We start from the raw sequence: 19922 nt of genomic DNA, 5'->3' as shown, positions 1-19922 counted from the left end.
CTTGCTCTCCGCCGCCCCTGCTCCCACGAGCTGACATGCCGCCGCATGTCATCTCATGGGACAAAACAATCCCTCCTTTCACGAAAGGAGGGATTGTTTGTCCAACAGTGTGTCTTGTGAGGAGGAGATTGAGATGTTACTCTTTCGGCGTATGAAAACACGTCAATTCCAAAATGGTTTTCCTTTTGTTTCTCAACATGGAAGTCATATCAAGCTCCGAATAGACCTTCTCTAATTCGCGCGAATAGGCGAATAGTTACTTTATGTCCCATACTCCCAGTTACGACGCGAAAGTGAAAGCGATTTTGGATGCCACAAAACCGGGCGAGAGGGTTTGTGCGTTGACGGGAGAAAAGTGGAACATGACGGAGGAAGAAATCGGGTGGTACAAAAAGTTCAATGTGCCGCCGTCGAAGTATAGCCCGCTCACGCGATGGTGGATTTGTTCTGGATTCTTTTTGGCCGGTCAGTGGTGGTGGAACAAACATATCGAGACAGGGAAGCCGGTGATCACCTTTATTCATCCGGCAACGGGTATTCGGGTTCTGCCGGATAAGGAGTGGTTTCAAAAGGATTTTGCCTCCGAGGGCCGAGATTTGAATCTTGATCAGTCGTTTTTTGATCAGCTTCGGAGCCTTCAACTTGCTGTCCCTCTCCTTGCGGACAAAAACGTCAAAGAGCCGGAGAACAGCATTGCGAAGTTTTCTCTGGGCGATGTCAACAGCTACTTCATGATGTTCTGCCGGTCGAAAAACTCCCTCTATTCCCATTGGGTTTTCGACGAGGAGGACTCGAGTGAGGGGTGGAACGGCGGTTCGATCAACAAATGCTATAACGTCTCCGATTCGTTCCGCCTCTATGACTGCAAATTCGTACGCACGAGCTTCGACTGCATGCGCTCGGCGTTTCTCTTCGACTGTCGTAATTGCGAATCCTGCTTCGGTGCCACGAACAAGCGCAATCGAAAGTATCTTTGGTGGAATGAACAGCTTACGAAGGAGGAGTGGGAGCGCCGGATGCGCGACGTGGATCTCTCGTGCCGTTCGAAACAGAACGTCTACAAGGATCAATTTCGCCGAATGATGGAGATGCAAGCCGTGTGGCCGGAGAATTTCAACGAGCAGGCGGAGGGATGCACGGGGGAATACCTCACGAGGTGTACGCGCCTGCACTCGTGCTTCGGTTGTCTCGAGGGCGTCGAAGATTGTTTCTGGGTTTCCTACGGATCGGAGAATGCTCGCGACAGCGCTTTTTGTGCTGGTCTCTTCACCTCACAGGAATGTTTTTACAGCACGAATCCGGCTCATTGTTCGCAGATGCGCTATACCTACAACTGCCAGACGTCGCAAAATCTCGAGTACTCTATGCAGTGCATCGAGTGCGAACATTGTTTCGGGTGCGTTGGGCTCTATCGCAAGAAGTTTCACATTTTGAATAAACCGTATTCGGAGGAGACCTATTGGAAAAAACTTGATGAGATCAAAACAGCATTGCTGGATCAAGGCGAGTACGGCGAGTTTTTTCCTCTCTCTATGTCTCCGGGATATTTCCCCGACTCAGGCGCGCCGATTTATTTCGCCGCTCCGCAGGAAATCGGCTGGGAGAAACTTGGCGCTTCCAAATTCGAGCCGGAAGACGAAGGAGCCATGGGGCCAGAGCTCTCTTCCGCGACAAATCTCAAACGACTTTCGGAAATTCCTGATTGTGTAGAGGCGCTCGACGACACGATATGGGCGAATGCGCCGATCTATGACGAAGACATGCGTCGACGATTCGCCATGATCCGTCCGGAGATTCAGTTTTACAAGAATAACCGACTTGCTCCGCCCGCCCGCCACTTTGTTGGACGCATCAATGATCTCTTACGGGAATCGAATACAGGGAAGTTTGAAACGGCGGTTTGTACGAGCTGTACCAAGGAGGTGATGGTTGGCGCCAATCAAACCTATCGGGATCGCAGAATCTTTTGTCGACCCTGTTACCTCGCGTATCTGGAGAAAAACGGGTAGAATGGCGCTCGTATGAATGGAAGAAGACCCAAGCCCGCTGTCCTTTTGATTCTTGACGGTTTCGGCATTGCGCCCGCGGGGGAAGGAAACGCCGTTTCGCAAGCTAAGATGCCGAATCTCAAGCGGCTTGTTCAGCATTATCCCGCCATGACGCTTCGCGCGTCGGGTGAAGCGGTCGGTCTTTCGTGGGGGGAAATGGGCAACAGCGAGGTGGGACACTTGGCGATCGGTGCCGGGCGCGTGTACTACCAAACGCTTCCACGTATCAACAAAGCGATTGAAGACAAAAGTTTTTTTGAGAACGAGGCGTTTCTTCAAGCGGCAGCATTTGTGAAAAGTTCTGGAGGCACACTGCATCTCATCGGCATGGTGAGTCCCGGCCGTGTGCACAGCATGGATGACCATCTCCATGCGTTGTTGGCGCTGTGCAAACAACAATCGTGCAAACATGTGGCGGTGCACGCGATCTTGGACGGCCGCGATACTATGTATAACGCCGGTGCAGATTTCGTTACCGCTCTTCAAACGAAGATGAAGGAATTGAAAGTGGGCGTCTTAGCAACGCTTGCCGGCCGCTACTATGCGATGGATCGAGATAATCGCTGGGATCGTGTCGAGAAAGCCTACAACGCTATGGTGAAAGGGGAAGGCGTGTATGCGAAAGACGCTTTAGGAGCTATTAAAGAAAGCTACGCGGAAGAAGTTTTCGATGAGGAGTTTGAACCCACCGTGTTGGTGGACGGAGATAAGCCCCTTGCGACAGTGAAGGAGGGTGATGCCGTTGTCCTTTTCAATTTCCGTGCTGACCGTATGCGCGAGATCACTAAAGCTTTTTGTCTCCCGGGATTTGAGCTGTTCAAACGGAACTACATCCCAAATATTTTTGTTGTGACAATGACCGAGTACGAGAAAAACCTTCCCGTCGTTGTGGCGTTCCCCTCGCAGGAAATAAAACACACGCTCTCCGAGGTGATTGCGGAACAGGATTTGAAACAGCTCCACATCGCCGAAACAGAAAAGTATGCGCACGCCACGTTTTTCTTTAACGGCATGAAGGAAGCGGCCGTGAAGGGGGAAGAGCGCGTGATTGTTCCCTCGCCAAAGGTTTCGGTGTACGACGAAACACCGATGATGTCTACAAAAGAGATCGCAGACCGTCTCCTTAAGGAAATCCGTGCGGGGAAATTCGATGTGATGGTGGCAAACTTTGCGAATCCTGACATGGTGGCGCATACGGGAAATTTGGAAGCGACCATTGAGGCTCTTGAAGTGGATGATGGCTTCATCGGGAAAATCGCCGATGCTCTGCTCGATCAGGGTGGGGTGCTTTTTGTGACCGCAGACCATGGGAATGCCGAGGAGGTGCGTAATGTCGTCTCTGGCGAGATTGACAAAGAACATTCCACCAACCCCGTCCCCTTTATTGTGGTGAGCAAAGCGTTCGAGGGGCAGGCGTCTCCTGTGGGGGAAATTCCCAATGGTGACTTGTCGCTGGTTCCGCCGGTGGGTATGCTTGCTGATGTGGCGCCGACGATGTTATCCGTACTTGGTATCTCTCAACCCCCAGAGATGACGGGGCAGCCGCTTCTATGATGTTATCCGATCTCGATTACCGGCTTACATGCGTGATCCACAACCAAGCGGGAAGGCGGCGGTGGCTAGACCGACTCGCGATCTTTGTCGCGCGCGATCTCCCATTTGTTCTTGTTGCCATTCCTCTCGGATTTTTTTGGCGTGACGTAAAGGGCGCGGCCGTCTATGGGGTTGCTGTCGTTCTCTCGCAGCTTGTCGTCATTGCCATCCAAGCAGGTATTAAACGCAAACGTCCGTTTCAGCGTGAGCATCTGCGCCCGTTATTTCGTTTGCGTGTGGCCACAACCTCCATTCCCTCTGGCCACGCCTCGTTGTGCGCAACCATCTTGATATTCTCCGCTATGGGCGGCAGCCTATTTTTTTGGGGCGCCTTTGTCCTCTCGATAGGGATTCTTTTTGCGCGTGTCTACGCGGGACTACATTACTGGTCTGACATTCTTGCGGGACTTCTTGTCGGCGGATTCGTGGCGTACGGTACAGCCCTCCTTGCCATTCTGTTTTTTCTGCGTTTCGTATGAAAGCTGTGATTCTGGCCGGCGGAGTGGGGACGCGGCTGTGGCCGCTCTCGCGTGCGAATCGGCCAAAGCAATTTACGGCGCTCCTCTCTGAAGAGCCGCTCCTCAAGGACACGTATCGGCGGCTTCTCCGGCTTTTGGCATCGGAAGATATTTTTTTCTCCACCTCACCCGCGTTTGCTTCGATGATCCAAGAGCTCTTTCCCGATGTCCCCGCCGATCGCATCATTGTCGAGCCGGTGAAACGAGATACGGGACCGGCGATGGGCTTTGCTGCGATGGCGCTTTTTGCCATTGCGCCCGACGAGCCGATGGTGTTTATCCCAAGCGATCACTATATTCGCGACGAGGAGAAGTTTCTCGACTGCCTCCGTGTCGCGGGTTGTCTTGTCGAAGAGACGGGGAAGCTTCTCGACATCGGTGTCGTTGCGACGTTTCCAAGCACGATCCTCGGCTACACACGCATCGGCCCCCGTGTCTCGGAGAAAGATGGGGTGGAGGTCTATACCTTCCGTGGTCAGCATGAGAAACCCTCATACGATGTGGCGAAATCATACCTTGAGGCCGGAGATTATTTATGGCATGCGAACTACTTTACGTGGACACCGCGAAAGTTTCTCGAAGCTTTCGACATGTATGCTCCTGAGATGGGGCATGCGCTCCGGGCGGGAGCGTTCGAGAGTTTGCTGGCCATTTCATTTGATTATGCCGTGGTTGAGAAGCTCGATCCGAACCAGGCGCTCATCATCAAGGGTGATTTTGGCTGGAGTGACATTGGCGCGTGGGACACGCTCTATGCGCGACTGGCGGAAGATGACCGGACGGAAAATGTATTGCATGGCGATGTTCTGACCATTGATGCCCGCGGAAATCTTGTGCATGTGACGGGGGAAAAGCTCGTGGCACTTTTGGGAGTTTCCAACCTTGTGGTGGTGGACACGCCCGATGCTCTTCTTGTTACCACGCATGCGCATGCCCAACGTGTCAAAGAAATTATTGCAGAACTTTCGGCGCGCGGCGCTCATCATATTCTATGAAACGTCTTATTGCTCTTCTTCTTGTTGTCTTTTTCGGCTGGCTTGTGATCCGCGAGTTGTGGCTTCGCGACCCGGCCGCGGATGCCGTGGAAAAAACGGTGATGGTGGAGCAAGGATCAGGCGTGAGTTTCATTGCAGAGCTTCTTAAAGATGAGGACATCATTGAGAGTCCATTCCTGTTTAAAGTCTACGCAAAGCTTCTTCGTGTCGAGGGACGTTTACAGCCCGGGGCGTTTTCACTCAAGTCTGGCATGAGCACGCACGACGTGCTCCGGCGCATGACGGACCCTACAGCCACAGAACTTACCCTTACATTTCCCGAAGGATGGACGCTCGCGAAAATGGGAGATTATCTTGAAGCAGAAGGGGTGACGACGCGCGCTGCCTGGGACGCTGTTGCGACACGCGATCTCGAGGGATATCTCTTTCCCGACACGTATCGTTTTCTTAAAGGAGTCATTCCAGAAGACATGGTGAAGCGCCTGCGGCGGGAGATGGATGAAAAATTGGAAGAGCTTGCGCCGGCACTTGAAGCGTCCGGCCGCACGACGCATGAAATCCTTACGATGGCATCTATCCTTGAACAAGAAGTTCGCTCACCCGAAGATCGCCGTCTGGTGGCCGATCTATTCTGGCGGCGGCTCGATATTGGCATGGCGCTTCAAGCGGACTCCACGGTTAACTACGTGACGGGAAAAGATACGCCATCAATCAGCTATGCGGATCGCGATATAGACTCCCCATACAATACGTACAAATATCGCGGCCTCCCACCTGGCCCAATCTCTAATCCGGGCCTTGATGCGATCCGTGCCGCTCTCGAGCCAGCAGCCAACCCCTATTTCTTTTTTCTCACCGATGCAGAGGGAAAGGTGTATTACGCAAAAACGCTTGAGGAGCACAACGTGAACAAGGCAAGGTATTTGAGGTAAACCAAACAGCCTATGGTGTTTGGTTTACTGGTTTGAACTTTAGAGGCAGAACCAGTATCCTTCTGCCGCCAACCCTGGAGATAGAGTCATGTCGGATCCAAGTTATGAGACGGTTCTTTCCAGCATCAAGTCGCGGGCGGGAGTCCACGATCTCCGTGCTATCCATTGGATGCCAGGCGTCTTCCTGTCCACCGAGCGCTACGAGTCGTCGGCGTTCAGGGAGGCGCGCGGCCGGCCCAGCCCGGCGCTCAAGAAGTTCATCTGGCGTGGTGCGGTCATGGTCTGGGATGACCGGCGGCAGATGTTCGTCTGCTGCCGCGGTCTGCCCGAGGCCATCGAGATGTGCAACCGCGTGGAAGCCAAGATGGACAACGTGGAGATGCCCACCATCGAGTTCGGCCTCTCCGAGCTTGCCCTGTTCTGGAGCGACGCCCTTCTTGCCGAGAGCGCCCGGCGGGAGCGAGATGCCGTCTACGCCAAGCGCGTCGCCGGACTTCTCGACCTTCTGCGGGCTGTGCAGGGTCCGCGTGCTGCGCGTGCGCGCGAGCTCATGGGGGATGCGGTCTTTGCTCATGATCGGACGGAGCGGCGCAACTGGAGTGCCAACCTGGCGCGGCTCTCGGCTTCGGCCGAGCACCTGGGCGTGCGCCGGGAAGAGATCGAAGCCGTGCACGAGTGGCTCGATCCCCGGCGGGCCGTCCTGCTCGCCAAGCGCCACGCGCTGCTCGGCTTCCTGGACGCTCTGCGTCGCCAGGTGAACGACTGGATGACGCTTCTGTCTCGCCACTGGGGTGACAGCGAAACCCTGCGGTCGCTCTACGAGCAGATGGATGCGGCGTCTCGGGATCTGCTGGCCGTGTACCCGCGCCCGGTTGAACACCTGACGCAACACATGGCCCGCGATCTGCAGGAGATGATCGGTCTGGCCGAGTCGAGCCAGGATCCTCGGCCGCCCAAGGAGCTGGTGGCGCGGTATCAGGCGCAGGTTGTTGGCATCTCGATCCAGCACTTCGGGCTCATGCAGCTGGCGTCTCTGCGCACGCTGGTGGGTACGATCGAGGTGCGGCGTCTGCCCGACGCGTGCATCCCGTGGGCGGAGTTGCGCCACGGAGTTCACGACGCACGTCAGTGGGCGCGCGGTCTGTGGTGGGAGCGGAAGGCCTTGCGTCGGCGCAGCACCATCCCCGGTCTTGTCGGGTGTATGGAAGATGCTGCACGCGCGTGCCGCGTCCGTCGGATCAAGGACCTGCATGCCGCTCTTCGCCTGGCTGCCCAACATATCTAGAACACGTTCCTTATCTCAACCAGCCGCACGGCTGGTTTTCGACTCCTTCGGTTTGCTATACTTCCCCTCACCTATGCCTGCCCTCGATCTTGAAACCAGTCTGAACGACGAACAGCGCGACGTGGTGCTACACGGGGACGGGCCCGTGCTTGTTCTTGCAGGTGCTGGGTCGGGAAAGACGCGCGCCATCACGTATCGCGTGGCCCACCTTCTTTCAGAGGGTGTGCTTCCGCAGGAGATTCTTCTTCTCACGTTCACAAACAAAGCTGCGCGAGAGATGACAGGCCGCATTGAACGCCTCTGCGGGGAAGGAGCCCGCGGTCTGTGGTCGGGAACTTTTCACTCTGTCGCGCACAAGATGCTTCGTCGCTTTGCGCCCGAGCTTGGGTTTTCTCCTTCGTTTACGATTTTAGACGGCGACGATTCCGAATTGCTCATCCGCACGTGTCTTAAAGAAGTAAAACCTGATGCTGCGGAGACGCGATTTCCCTCCGCGGCCGTGATTCACTCCATGGTGAGTTTTGGGCGCAACAGCAGCCGGACGTTGCGGGAGGTTGTGGAGGAGAACTACGTCTCTTGGGCACCGCTTACCCCTACACTTGAGGAGATTGCCAAACGATATACGGAAAAGAAGCGCATGGGCAACCTCATGGATTTCGATGACCTCCTGTGTTTTTTCCACGAACTTCTCGAGACACATGCGCAGGTTGCGCATCAGCTCGCGGAGCAGTTTCGCTATGTTTTGGTAGATGAATTTCAAGATACAAACTTGATTCAAGGAGCGATTGTGCGGCGCTTGGCTTCCCTGCACAAAAATATTTTGGTCGTCGGCGACGATGCGCAGAGTATTTATGCGTTTCGCGGCGCGACGGTGCGCAACATCTTGGATTTTCCTACTTGGTTTGCTGGTACGCGTACGTTTCATCTGACGGCCAACTATCGCTCAGCGCCAGAAATCCTTTCACTTGCCAATGCGAGCATCACGCACAACACGGAGCAGTATGAAAAAACGCTCCGTGCCATGCGCGCTTCGGCCGCGCGCCCTTCTCTTGTGGCGACGGGCTCGCCCCTGCAAGAGGCAAAGTATCTTTCTGCAGAGATTGATAAACAAGCGAAGGGAGGAACATCTCTGCGAGAGATGGCCGTACTCTTTCGCTCCGCTTTTCACAGCCAACAATTGGAAATGGAACTTGTCCGGCTTGGAATCCCCTATGAGTACCGTGGAGGTCTACGATTTTTTGAACGCGCGCATGTAAAGGATATTCTTGCGTATCTGCGCATACGGGCAAACGTTCAAGATGAGCCTTCGTGGCTGCGCGTTCTTTCTCACCAGGCGGGCATTGGGCCGGTGACAGCCTCGAGTGTTTTTGCGCGCGTGCGCCATGTGGACAGCTGGGAGCGCGTGTTTGAGGAACCTTTGTCGCTGCCTCCGCGCGCAGGGGCTGGATGGAATGGATACCTGCGTGTGGCACGCGATCTTTCGCGCGAGGCGCTTCCCGCCGAAATGATCCGCGCCGTGGCGCGGTCGGATTATCAGGAATACATGCGCGCACAATATCCTGATGCCGCCGAGCGTCTGGAGGATATTGAACAGTTTGCCTTGTTTGCTGAATCGTTCGACACGCTTGTGGATTTTTTGGCAGAAGTCACACTCCACGACGACTATGAGGCGGCACGCCAGACGGGCGCACCGGTCGAGGACCGCCTTGTCCTCTCCACCATTCATCAGGCAAAGGGTCTTGAGTGGGACCACGTGTTTCTCATGCGCTTGCAGGATGGATCGTTTCCGCATCGTCGCGCGCTTGAAGATCGAGATGCCATCGAGGAAGAACGCCGTTTGTTTTATGTGGCGGTCACACGTGCGCGCCACCGCCTTACGCTCACGTATCCCCTGACGGATGGAACAGAATCTTACTTTGTCCACCAGCCGTCCATGTTTCTTTCCGAAGTACCGCGCGCACTTTTTGAGGAAGTTCGCTTGCGATCTGTCCCTGCGGCCTCTCTGCCACGCAGGGACGCAGATGGATACGAAGAACCAACGATCGTTCTCGATACGGCGGGGGAGCGTGCGTCAATGAAAAAAGCCCCGGTCTCTTTTTTACGTGATGTATAATTTTTATGTCTATCTCTGAAGAATCTCTTGCCATGCATGAGCTCTATCGCGGAAAGCTTGAAATTGCTTCGCGCGTGCCGCTTGAGACGGTTGAGGACTTGGCCCGCGCCTATACACCGGGTGTTGCAGAAGCATGCCTGACCATCGCAAAGGATCCGTCGCGTGTGTGGGATCTCACTATGCGTGGCAGGAGCGTGGCCATTGTGACAGATGGGTCGGCCGTGCTTGGACTTGGGAATATTGGCGCTGAAGCGGGGTTGCCGGTTATGGAGGGGAAGGCGGTGATTTACAAAAAATTTGCCAACGTGGATGCCTGGCCGATTCTTATCGACAGTCAAGATGCGTCCGTCATTGTGGAGACGGTAAAACATATCGCGCCGACATTCGGCGCTATCCACTTGGAAGATATTGCGGCGCCGCGATGTTTCGAAGTAGAGGAGCGTTTGTCGCGCGAACTTGATATTCCGGTACTTCACGATGACCAACACGCAACCGCTGTTGTGGTGCTGGCGGGGCTTTTAAATGCGCTCCACGTGGTGGGGAAGGCGATCCAAGATGTCCGTATAGTGATTAATGGTGCCGGCGCAGCGGGGCTGGCGAGTGCGCACCTCCTGTTGGATGCCGGTGCTTTGCATCTGCGCGTGCTTGATACGAAAGGGGTGATTACGCCAGGACGCATGGAAGGAATGAACGCATATAAGGAAGCGTTCGCAACACGCGCTTTTGATCGGGATGCAACGTCATGGGGGAGCACGCTTGCCGAGGCCCTCCGCGGGAGCGATGTCTTTTTGGGCGTTTCCCAGCCAGGGCTTCTTCGTGCGGAGGACATCGCCACGATGACGCCGAAAGCGATCGTGTTTGCTATGGCAAATCCTACGCCAGAGATTATGCCGGTAGAAGCGCTGGCGGGTGGAGCTGCTGTAGTGGCGACCGGACGATCGGATTTTCCCAATCAAGTGAACAATGCGCTTGTGTACCCCGGAATATTTTTGGGAGCGCTTGAGGGGCGCAAAAAATCTTTCACAAGTGAAACAAAATTAGCCGCAGCGCATGCGGTAGCAGACCTTATTGCGCATCCAACGGCTGCGGAGATTCTCCCGTCTGTCTTCCACCCGAATTTGGCGCGCACGGTAGCGGATGCCGTGAAATCTGTATGAGACAGGAGTATAGAGGCACATCGGCGCGCACACCCGTGTGGGTGACCACGGGACTTACACTTCTGGCTATTCTTTTTGTCTTTGTGATTGGTGTAGCTATTTTCCGCCGTGCGCCGCCACAGGAGGAAGAACGCATTCCCCGCGCAGATGACATTGTTTCCGAACTTACGGAAACATCTCCGGAGGACACGGCGACTCGCCGGGAAACGCCGCGTGGGATTCCGGAAACGGCAGAACTTACCGCCGTGGGTGATACAGGAGCAAGCGCAACGGCAAAGCGCGTCTTTGAAAACGGTTTCTTTAAGCACACGGTGCTGGCGCGCGGTCTTCCCGACATGGATACAACGCGATTTCAATACCAGGCGTGGCTCATTCGACCCTATCCGTTCGATTTCATCTCGACAGGCACGCTTGTCCATAATGCAGACGGCAGTTGGGGCATGCTGTGGGTCGGAGAGCCCGGCGAGACATATGATGATTTTCTCCAGGTGCTTGTGACATTGGAACCAAAAGATTACGACGAAAACCCCAGCGCGAATCAAGTCCTGAAAGGGAGCTTCTAGTTATTCATAAACCCGGCGCGGGACCAGAGAGATCGGCCGCGTTTATGCGAAAGGGCATCCAGAGCATCCACGACGCGCTCGGTTTTTTGGTCTTTGAGAAACAAGGGCATCATTCTTCCTGCGACAAGGCCGCCGGCCGATAGGCCAAGCAAACGCACCGGCTTCGTTTTATCGCGCGCCTGTTTGCAAAGTCTCCACCCAACTTTGCCAAGCACAAGCCCGTCGTGCATAGGGGTGCGACATCGCTCTTCTACCGATACGGTTTGAAAATCACCATAGCGAATGGTCACACTCACCGTCTCGGCACTAAATCCTTCACGGCGCATCCGCCGCGCGACCTTCTCTGCCAACCCAAAAAGAATGCAGCGCATGGTGTCGGGGTCGCGTGTGTTGTGGGGAAGCGTGTGGGCGTGACCAAAAGATTTCGGCGCCTCTGACTCATAGGCAACCGGATTGTCATCCTCCCCGCGCGCGGCGTGATAGAGCCACGTGCCATAGGAGTGAAATGCTGCCGTGAGGATGTGTAGAGGCATACCTTGAAGCGCCTCGATAGAGTGGATGTTCATCCCGGCCAACTTTTGTACCGTCTTAGGACCGATACCGCAAACATCGGAAAGTTTTCTCTCGAGCATGAATGTCTCCACTCGCGAGGGTGGGACGAGCGTAAGCCCGTCGGGTTTTTGACAGTCTGACGCCATTTTTGCCACGAGTTTGTTCGGCGCAATACCAATTGAGCACGTAAGATATTCCCCAAGACTCTGCACGATGTCCTGCTTGATGTGCTGGGCGATGGCCACGGCATCCAAAGAGTCCGCCGCCACCGCGGTAAGATCGACGAACGCTTCATCGATACTTGCTGGCTCGACCATGTGGGTGTAACGGCGAAGGAGAGAGAAAATCTTGCGAGAGATAGCTTCATAGATGTGATGTCTGCCAGGAACCAACAGTAACTCGGGACAAAGGCGGCGAGCCTGCCATACGGGCATGGCGGTCTTCACGCCACGTGCCTTTGCTTCGCGGGAAGCTGTCGCGATGACACTGCGCTCGATCTGCTTGCCTGTGATTCCAATGGCCTTTCCTCGCAAAGTCGGATCGAGTTGCTGCTCCACGCTAGCGAAGTAGTTGTTCATGTCTATATGAAGGATGAACATACATACGAAAAGAACATTCCGGGGCAGGGAAGGAGGAGGACCCTGCCCCGGATCTGAACCAAAGTGATCCCTTACTTCGGTCCAGAGCCCTGGGGATCAGCGAGCTCTAGGTCGAAGATGAGTGTGTGAGGGATGACTCGCTGTGGGGTGACGAGGGCCCCAGCCTTGCGACACGCCCAAATTTCTAGGCAGTTTGGAATTTACGGATGACGGCGCGGACGACGCCCTGAATGTTGATGTCCCCGCGGATAATGATGGGGTCCATGGTGGAGTTGGCCGGTTGCAAGCGAATGCGGTCTTGTTCGCGATAGAAACGTTTGAGCGTGGCGTAAGCATTGTCGAGAAGCGCCACGACTACCTCGCCATTTTTTGGTGACGGGTTTCTCTCAATGACGACATAATCGCCATCGAAGATCCCATCTTCAATCATGGAACGCCCCTTCACGCGCAGGATGTAGGAATTAGCCTCGTCGAGCACGAATGAAGAGGGAACAGCCATGGTCTCGCGTTCTTCTAGTGCCTCGATGGGTTCGCCGGCGGTAATAACTCCCGCAAGCGGCAATAGAGCGATAGCAGATACTGGTACTTTTTCCGCAATAGCTTTCATATGCTGAAACACGGTCGCAGGAGAGGAAAGGCCGAGGCCAGCAGCGATTTCTCGATACGACGGCGCGTACCCATGTTCCCGCTCGAATTCGTGCACGAACTTTTGTACTTCAAATTGTTTTTTTGTGAGCGCCATAGTTCTCCCTGCATTCGCAGTATGTACCGAACAAAGAGCGAACGCAATGGGAAGATGTGGATAACTTTGGGATAAATTGTTCACGAAAGGGTAGAATGAAGTCATCTTTTAACAAAAAGTTACTTTTTTACGTTTTGCTTATGTCCAAGCAGCTTGTCGGAGCTGCCAAACGCGGTTGGGTGTTCATACTCATTGCCGCGGTTGGTTTTGCGTTTCTTGCCATCATAAGCCAGCCGGAAACGGCAGGAGCTGTTGCACCTACGTTCTCGGTCCAGTCTTGGAAAAATGGGCAGGCGGTGTTGAGCCTTCAATTTAGCCAACCGGTGAACAATGGTTCGAATGGGGCTCTCGAAGCGTCGGATTTTAACGTATCCGGAGCAAATTCGATTGCCATCGCGAGCGTGTCGCATACACTCAACTCCCCCAATGTTGTTCTCACGCTTGTTGGAAACCTGAATAGCACGAACGCGGATTTCAGCATCGCGTGCGCGACGGGCGCCGTATTCAACCAACCGTTTCCACCGGCATCTGCAGAAGCATGCGGCACAACGCCTGTTGCTGTGTATGGAACACCGGAAGATACCGTCGGACCGCAAGTTATTGGCGTTAACGTGAATAGTACGACGCAGGTGATTGTGGATTTTAATGAGCGTCTTTCTCAAGCAACGGCGATTGCGGGAAATTTCACACTCACGACATCTGCTCCCGCCGATAACTCGACGATCACGAGCGTGAACTACTTTGGAAATGGCGTCGAACTTGTTGCCTCGGGTGCTACGATTGCTACGGGTTCCGGCAACACGGTTGCTGTAACTTCGAGCGTGATGGATGTTGTGGGAAACGCTGCCACACCCACCACCGTTACGCTCATGCCGAGCATCAAGATTAGTGAAGTGAAACTCGGTTCCTCCACGAACGCGCAAGATGAATTCGTTGAACTCTACAACCCATCGATGACGGCGTTTTCCGTCGGTACGACATCTTCGCCGGTTCTGCGGCTCCACCTCTGGAATGGCGCGACGACGACGGATACGAACGTTGCCTTGACGATTCTTACGAGCTCCATTCAACCGAATGGATATTTCTTGATCGCTTCTACCATGTACTCCGGGTCGGTGGCGGCAAACGCGACGTATAACGGCTCTCTCGCGCAACTTGTCTCCAACGGCGCCGTTTATATCAGCCTTTCGGCGCAGGCGAATACCGATGTGGTTGACAAGCTTGGCTGGGGTTCTTCGACGGTGAATGAGGCGGCTGCTGTGACGCCCGATCTCGTCCTCGGTTCAAGTCTCGAGCGCAAAGCATCGGCTTTTGCCACACCTACTTCGATGGCGACTTCCGGCGAGCATGTCTCGTCGGGAAACTCCTACGACACGAACAACAACGCAAGCGACTTCGTGCTCATGAGCTCGCCCAACCCGCAGAATACGAGCTCGAGTCCGGAATTCGCCGGATCATTTGGCAATAACCAGCAGAGCGGAGACACAACACCGGCGACGGTCATTGATAGTTTCCCCAATGCTGCATCTGTTGCAGCAAACGCCGTGCCGGTGGATCTTGCGATGGTTGGTGTTGATTTCAGCGAAGCCATGAGCGCTTCCACGATCACGACGACAACGGTGAGGGTTACGCGCGATAGCGCTCCGGGCACCAATCTTTGTGCGACGGTTACTTACAATCCTTCTGCGACGACAGGGGCGGACACGATCTGTACCATTACAACTTTGCCGCTCTTGGCTGTTGCGCACACACTTACGGTTACGACCGGTGCGACGGACATCGCCGGCAATCCTCTTGCATCAAACTTCACGCTTTCTTTTACGCCGAACGCGAGCATGACATCCGCTTCCGCGGCGCCGCCAACGGTTGTTGGGGGATATCCGAACGGTGGTTCAACATCCGTTCCATCAAACGCCTCGCAGTTCAGCGTGAACTTCTCGCGAAGTATGGCCACCGCGAGTTTCACAGCGGCAAATATCACGCTCTTTAACGTTACGGCAAATGCGGCGGTGACGCTCGTCAATGGAAACTTCTCCGCCCGCACGATCATGCTCTCGAACGATTCGGTGGATATAGACGTCTCTGGTGTTGTTTTCACCCCCGGGAGCGCGTATCGCTTGACGGTAGGAACGGGTGTTACATCTTCCGACGCCGTTGCGCTTGCCTCGCCCTTCATCATCAATTTCACCATCGCCTCGGGGGTGGATGCGACGGGTCCGCTTGTGATCGGTCGTGAGCCGGCGACATCGGCGACGGGCGTGCCGGTCGGCAATGTCGTCATTCTTGCGACAACCGACGATGCCCTACTTGCTTCAACAGTTACGACGACTTCCGCGCTTCTCCTCGTCGGGAGCGATCAAGTGCCCGCATCGGTTATTTACAACTCCGACTTCCGTGAGATTCAGTTGACAGCAAACAACGTTCTTTCGCCGAACACAACGTATACCGTTCGCCTTCTTGCGGCCGGTTCCGCAAGTCCGATTCAAAATGTCTCTGGCGTCTCTTTGCAGGACAACGATGGAACGGCAAACAACCGCTACGAGTGGTCGTTTACGACCGGCGGTGCTGACTCGACCGCGCCGCAAGTTTCGTTTGCTACGGCCACGGAGAGCAGCGTCAACGTAACATTCACTGAACCCGTCAATTCTTCGCAAGTAACGAACGTCGCCAATTGGACACTCCAGAGCCCCATCTCAACATCTGTCCCGCTTTCGTCTCTTGGAGGCAATACCATTACCTATGATTCGGTCGACATGACGGCGACGTTGAATGGCGTCTCGCTTACGGAAGGCAATACATTTACCGTTACCTTGAGCGGCGTCTCCGACATGGCCGGCAACACGATCAATCCAAGCGTCAACTCCGGTTCCGGCGTGGTGATGGATGAATCAAGTGGTGTTCAATCGGGTCCCGGCGCGACATTCTCTGGCAACACATGGGATAACCCGACAGGGTTCACCTCATTCGCGTTTGTTCCGCAACCGGCGATCATGCTCGGGAGTCCCGTGGTGAGCGCGACCTCGAATGTCAGTGTAGACGTACCGATTACGCAACAAATTCGTTCCTCGGCAAACAGCGGCAAACTCATTCTCACGTTCCCGCAAGGGTTTGATGTGACGAACGTTGTCGCCATGACAGGGAGTCCGGCAAATAGCGATATCAACGGCCCAGGCCCCGGTACGGTCGGTATCAGCTCCGTTGTGGCGAACGTTTCAGCTCGTACTGTAACCATCCAGCCCACCATTGCTACACGTTGCGCAGCCGGCAGCACCGATCCGTGCATGGTTGGAGAAGAAAATGATTTCTTGCACATCGACCTTTCAGGAATTGTGAATCCCAGTTCGCCGCGCGGGCCGGACACTTCGGGGTACACGGTTGCGATCACAACAATGGCCGGTTCGACTCTGCAAGAATCACTGACATCCATGCCGTTTTATATCAATGCGGCCGGAGACAATAGTCTTGTTGTCACGTTCACTGCTGGATCGGCAAATGCAGGGACCTTAACGGCATACCTCGGTTCACCGATGTCGGGACAGGTTTCGGCAACAAGCACGACGTTCTCTGGCGGCACAGCGACAGCGACCTTCAGTGGTCTCAACGATGGCAACTATATGCTATCTACCGATGCGTTTGTGACGCTTGATAGTACGCAATTTGTCGGTATACCCAATCCGATGCCGATTTGGGTAGATGGAGCGGAAACGGCGAGCGTCACGCTCACCTCTGCAGCGAGTCTTACAGCAGTTACGGTGAACGTTTCTGGAGCTACAGGAAAGAATGTTGATGTGTTTGCGGGCGGTTCTTCTGGATTCACCGTGCAGGAGATCGCTTCAACGGATGGGAGTGATGATGTGACGTTGCGTCTTGGAAACGGAACGTGGTTTATCGGTGTGGGTCCGCATATGGAAATGGGGACGGGGACGTTTGTCCAACCCACTTCTCCGGATTACGTCGTCTCGTCGCCTCTAGAAGTAACAGTCTCCGGTGCGACGGTAACGGAAACAAGCGGGACGGCAAATGACGGCACGGTGCTCTTTACGCTCACGGCCGCCACAAACACGCTTCCGGTCTTGGTTCAAAACACGAGCGACCTTCCCGTCGCAGACGCGATGATCTATGCCAACTCCGTAACGGGTGGATTCAGCACGTTTGCACCGGCAGGCATCAACGGAACAGCAACGCTCGCCATTACCCCGGGGTCTTACCGCGTGGGAGCGTTCCTCTTTGGCGCGCCGCCTCCGCCGGAAACTTCGGTTGTGGTTGATGCGTCCGGCAATATCTACGTTGGCGGCTCAACGGTGGCGACATTACAGGTCGTGATTGAAATCAGCTTGCCAACGACGGTCATTACCGGACAGGTAACGGATGGCACGAACGCGGTACAAGGAGCGTCGGTGTATACATTCTGCACGGCGAACTGCGGTGGTTCGACGAACGCCGGCTCCATGACGGACGCGAATGGAAACTACACACTCTATGTCGGCAATGGCACATACAGCGTGCGCGCGTTTATCCCCGGATACGGTGAGCTTCCTGCCCAGACGGTTATCGTAAGTGGAAGCGATCAGAGTGGTATCAACTTCTCTGCAGGCTCCGTGACGTTCCGAACGGTTACGGGCACCGTCTGTATCAAAGCGGGAGGTGGATCGAGTTGCAGTGGCGGCACGCCGATCACGAATGCGTTTGTTACTGTCCAAAACGGGACGAACTTCAACCAAACGCCTGTTAACTCAAGCGGCGTCTATACGATCAACGTCCCCGCGGGGTCGGGATATGTCGTGGAAGCTCGCTCGCCGAGTTACGGCAACCTTCCTCTTGTCACTGGGGTGAATACCACATCGGCAAACCAGACGGGTATAGACGTTGTCATGGATACGCCAAACACCATTACGGTGAATGTCAAAAATGCTGCAGGCACGCTGACTTCCGTGAATGATCTCTTCATCGAGCTTGTGAACACAACGACAGGAACTCGAGCGAATACCTATCTTGCGTCCGGCAGTTCGACGACCCTTTCGGTGCCGAGCGGTTCATATCGTGTTGAGGCCATGACGCAGATGTTCCGCTTCGGTTCGAGCAGTATCCAAAGCGACAGTGGAAGCACGACGATTGCTTCAAGCATCCTCACGGTGGACGGAAGTGAAACGATCAAGTTGGTGCTGCCAACCTTGCGAACAATCACGGGAACTCTCTCGACCACGAGCGGCGCTGTTGCGGATGCGTGGGTGGAAGTGTCGAACGCGAGCACCCATGTGGGAGACAGCACGGACTCGTTGGGAGCGTTCAGCATCCAGTTACCAGATGGAACGTACCAGATGACCGCTTATAAATATGGCATGTTTGTCGAGCCGATCACGCTCATCGTGTCGGCAAGCGCCACACAAAACCTCACAGGTTCCATTACCAATCGTTCCATCAGCGGCTCTGTAACGGTGGGAGGTTCGGCGGCCACATCGGGATTCGTCTCGGCCGTGCGTACAGGTGGCGGAGAGATGGGGGTGCCTGTCAACCCGGATGGAACCTACGCGCTTTCCGTTTCCGATGGCACATGGACGCTTACAGGTATTGCTCCGGGGTACGCGGCCGTAACACTCTCATCCATCACAGTTAGTAGTGGTTCACCGACGTCTTCGAATAACACAATCGCCCTTGTCTCGACTGTTTCTTTGGCCAATCCACGCACGCAAACGATCACACCTTCCTCGGGCGGCGTCTTCGATGACGATACGCTTGGCGTGTCTGTGACGGCAGGAGAGGGAGCCTTGAGCACATCAGACAGTGCCGGATCTCTTGCGGTCGAGGAAACGAACGCAGTAACGGACACGGGGAGCACGGATGTCATCGGTAATGGATTCGACATCAGCTTTACCGATGGTGGAGGGACGAATGTCACGGATTTCGCTCTGCCGGTTACGATTGAGATTGTGCTTACGGTGGCGGAATTATCGGCAGAAGGAGTGGATACGCTTACGGAAGTGAACGAACTCGGTATGTCGTACCGCGACAGCACGGGGGCGTGGATCGGCGAAGCAACGACGATCACGTTCCTTGACGCGGAGGGTGATGTGGTAGCGAGTCCTGCGGAGAACTTGAGTAACGTTACTTCGGTGCGCTTCACGATTGCGGTTGATCACGCCACCGTCTTCAGCATCACGGCGCCTGCCGATGGTGTTGCGCCGGCTGCTCCAACGGGCGTGAGTGCGACCACGAATGCTGCCCCAATCGTTGTGTCGTGGACCGCGGTGACGACCAACGTAGACAGTTCACCTATTACGGATTTGGTTGGGTATGAGGTGTACCGCGACACCAGTTCGGGCGGGAGCTTCTCTACACAAGTGAATACATCGGACGTGACAGGAACAAGCTTCACGGATGACACGGCTTCCGTGGGGACGACCTACTTCTATAAAGTAACGGCGGCTGATACGGGCGGACAAGAGTCAGCAATGTCCTCGGCTGCGAGCGGATTGCGGCTTGCTGCCGGTGGTTCGAGCGGCGGAGGCGGAGGAGCGAGTACGGTGACGGTGATCTCTGACTCCATGACGCTTACTGCTCCCAACGGGGGGAATACGGTTAATGGCGGATCCTCTGTGGCTATCACGTGGACCTCTGCGGGCAACATCAACAATATTGTCCTGTCGTACTCGGCTGATGGAGGGAAAACATATTCGACGATTGTCTCTGGCACCGCCAACGACGGCTCCCACACCTGGAGCGTGCCCAACACGGCAACCTCTCAGGCCCGTGTGAAGATCGTCGGCCGTGACGCCGGTGGAGCCACCCTGGCCACCGACACCTCGGACTCCAACTTCATCATTGCGG

At 55.1% G+C, this 19922-nt stretch carries 12 protein-coding genes; 10 read left to right on the top strand and 2 right to left on the bottom strand.

Annotation, left to right across the window (positions count from 1 at the left end; translation table 11 throughout):
• Positions 1-263 precede the first annotated feature (263 nt).
• The 9 genes from HYW18_01495 to HYW18_01455 all read left to right on the top strand — a co-directional run bounded on the left by HYW18_01495 (position 264) and on the right by HYW18_01455 (position 11204).
• The gene (locus HYW18_01495) at positions 264-2009 is read left to right on the top strand and encodes a hypothetical protein (GenBank protein ID MBI2484806.1); all 1746 of its coding nucleotides are present in this window, start codon (positions 264-266) and stop codon (positions 2007-2009) included.
• 12 nt (positions 2010-2021) lie between these two features.
• Positions 2022-3602, top strand: a complete 1581-nt coding sequence (locus HYW18_01490) for a 2,3-bisphosphoglycerate-independent phosphoglycerate mutase (GenBank protein ID MBI2484805.1) — start codon at positions 2022-2024, stop codon at positions 3600-3602.
• On the top strand, positions 3599-4120 hold the full coding sequence (locus HYW18_01485; GenBank protein MBI2484804.1) for a phosphatase PAP2 family protein: 522 nt from the start codon (positions 3599-3601) through the stop codon (positions 4118-4120). The genes HYW18_01490 and HYW18_01485 overlap by 4 nt, the downstream gene beginning before the upstream one ends.
• The gene (locus tag HYW18_01480; protein MBI2484803.1) at positions 4117-5154 is read left to right on the top strand and encodes a mannose-1-phosphate guanylyltransferase; all 1038 of its coding nucleotides are present in this window, start codon (positions 4117-4119) and stop codon (positions 5152-5154) included. The genes HYW18_01485 and HYW18_01480 overlap by 4 nt, the downstream gene beginning before the upstream one ends.
• Positions 5151-6086: an endolytic transglycosylase MltG gene (gene mltG, locus HYW18_01475; protein ID MBI2484802.1), complete on the top strand. Its 936-nt coding sequence runs from the start codon at positions 5151-5153 to the stop codon at positions 6084-6086. Before HYW18_01480 ends, mltG begins: the two co-directional genes overlap by 4 nt.
• 169 nt (positions 6087-6255) lie before the next feature.
• Entirely contained in the window at positions 6256-7371 is a 1116-nt protein-coding gene (locus HYW18_01470; protein ID MBI2484801.1) for a hypothetical protein, read from the top strand.
• A gap of 73 nt (positions 7372-7444) precedes the next feature.
• The gene (locus HYW18_01465; protein ID MBI2484800.1) at positions 7445-9484 is read left to right on the top strand and encodes an ATP-dependent helicase; all 2040 of its coding nucleotides are present in this window, start codon (positions 7445-7447) and stop codon (positions 9482-9484) included.
• Positions 9485-9489: 5 nt separating this feature from the next.
• Positions 9490-10641: an NADP-dependent malic enzyme gene (locus HYW18_01460; protein MBI2484799.1), complete on the top strand. Its 1152-nt coding sequence runs from the start codon at positions 9490-9492 to the stop codon at positions 10639-10641.
• Positions 10638-11204: a hypothetical protein gene (locus tag HYW18_01455; GenBank protein ID MBI2484798.1), complete on the top strand. Its 567-nt coding sequence runs from the start codon at positions 10638-10640 to the stop codon at positions 11202-11204. Before HYW18_01460 ends, HYW18_01455 begins: the two co-directional genes overlap by 4 nt.
• Here HYW18_01455 and dinB read toward each other — a convergent pair.
• Both dinB and lexA read right to left on the bottom strand, forming a co-directional pair.
• Entirely contained in the window at positions 11201-12355 is a 1155-nt protein-coding gene (gene dinB / locus HYW18_01450) for a DNA polymerase IV (protein ID MBI2484797.1), read from the bottom strand. The two genes, HYW18_01455 and dinB, sit on opposite strands and share 4 nt — an antisense overlap.
• A 184-nt stretch (positions 12356-12539) precedes the next feature.
• The gene (gene lexA / locus HYW18_01445; protein ID MBI2484796.1) at positions 12540-13097 is read right to left on the bottom strand and encodes a repressor LexA; all 558 of its coding nucleotides are present in this window, start codon (positions 13095-13097) and stop codon (positions 12540-12542) included.
• 140 nt (positions 13098-13237) lie between these two features.
• On the opposite strand from lexA, the gene HYW18_01440 reads away from it, so the two are divergent.
• A partial coding sequence (locus tag HYW18_01440; GenBank protein ID MBI2484795.1) for an Ig-like domain-containing protein occupies positions 13238-19922 on the top strand: 6685 nt, incomplete at its 3' end.

Source organism: Candidatus Uhrbacteria bacterium (assembly GCA_016187485.1).
GTDB lineage: Bacteria > Patescibacteriota > Patescibacteriia > UBA9934 > UBA10169 > JACPJO01.
Note: the sequence above shows the minus strand (reverse complement) of the source record. Positions and strands in the feature narration are given on the sequence as shown.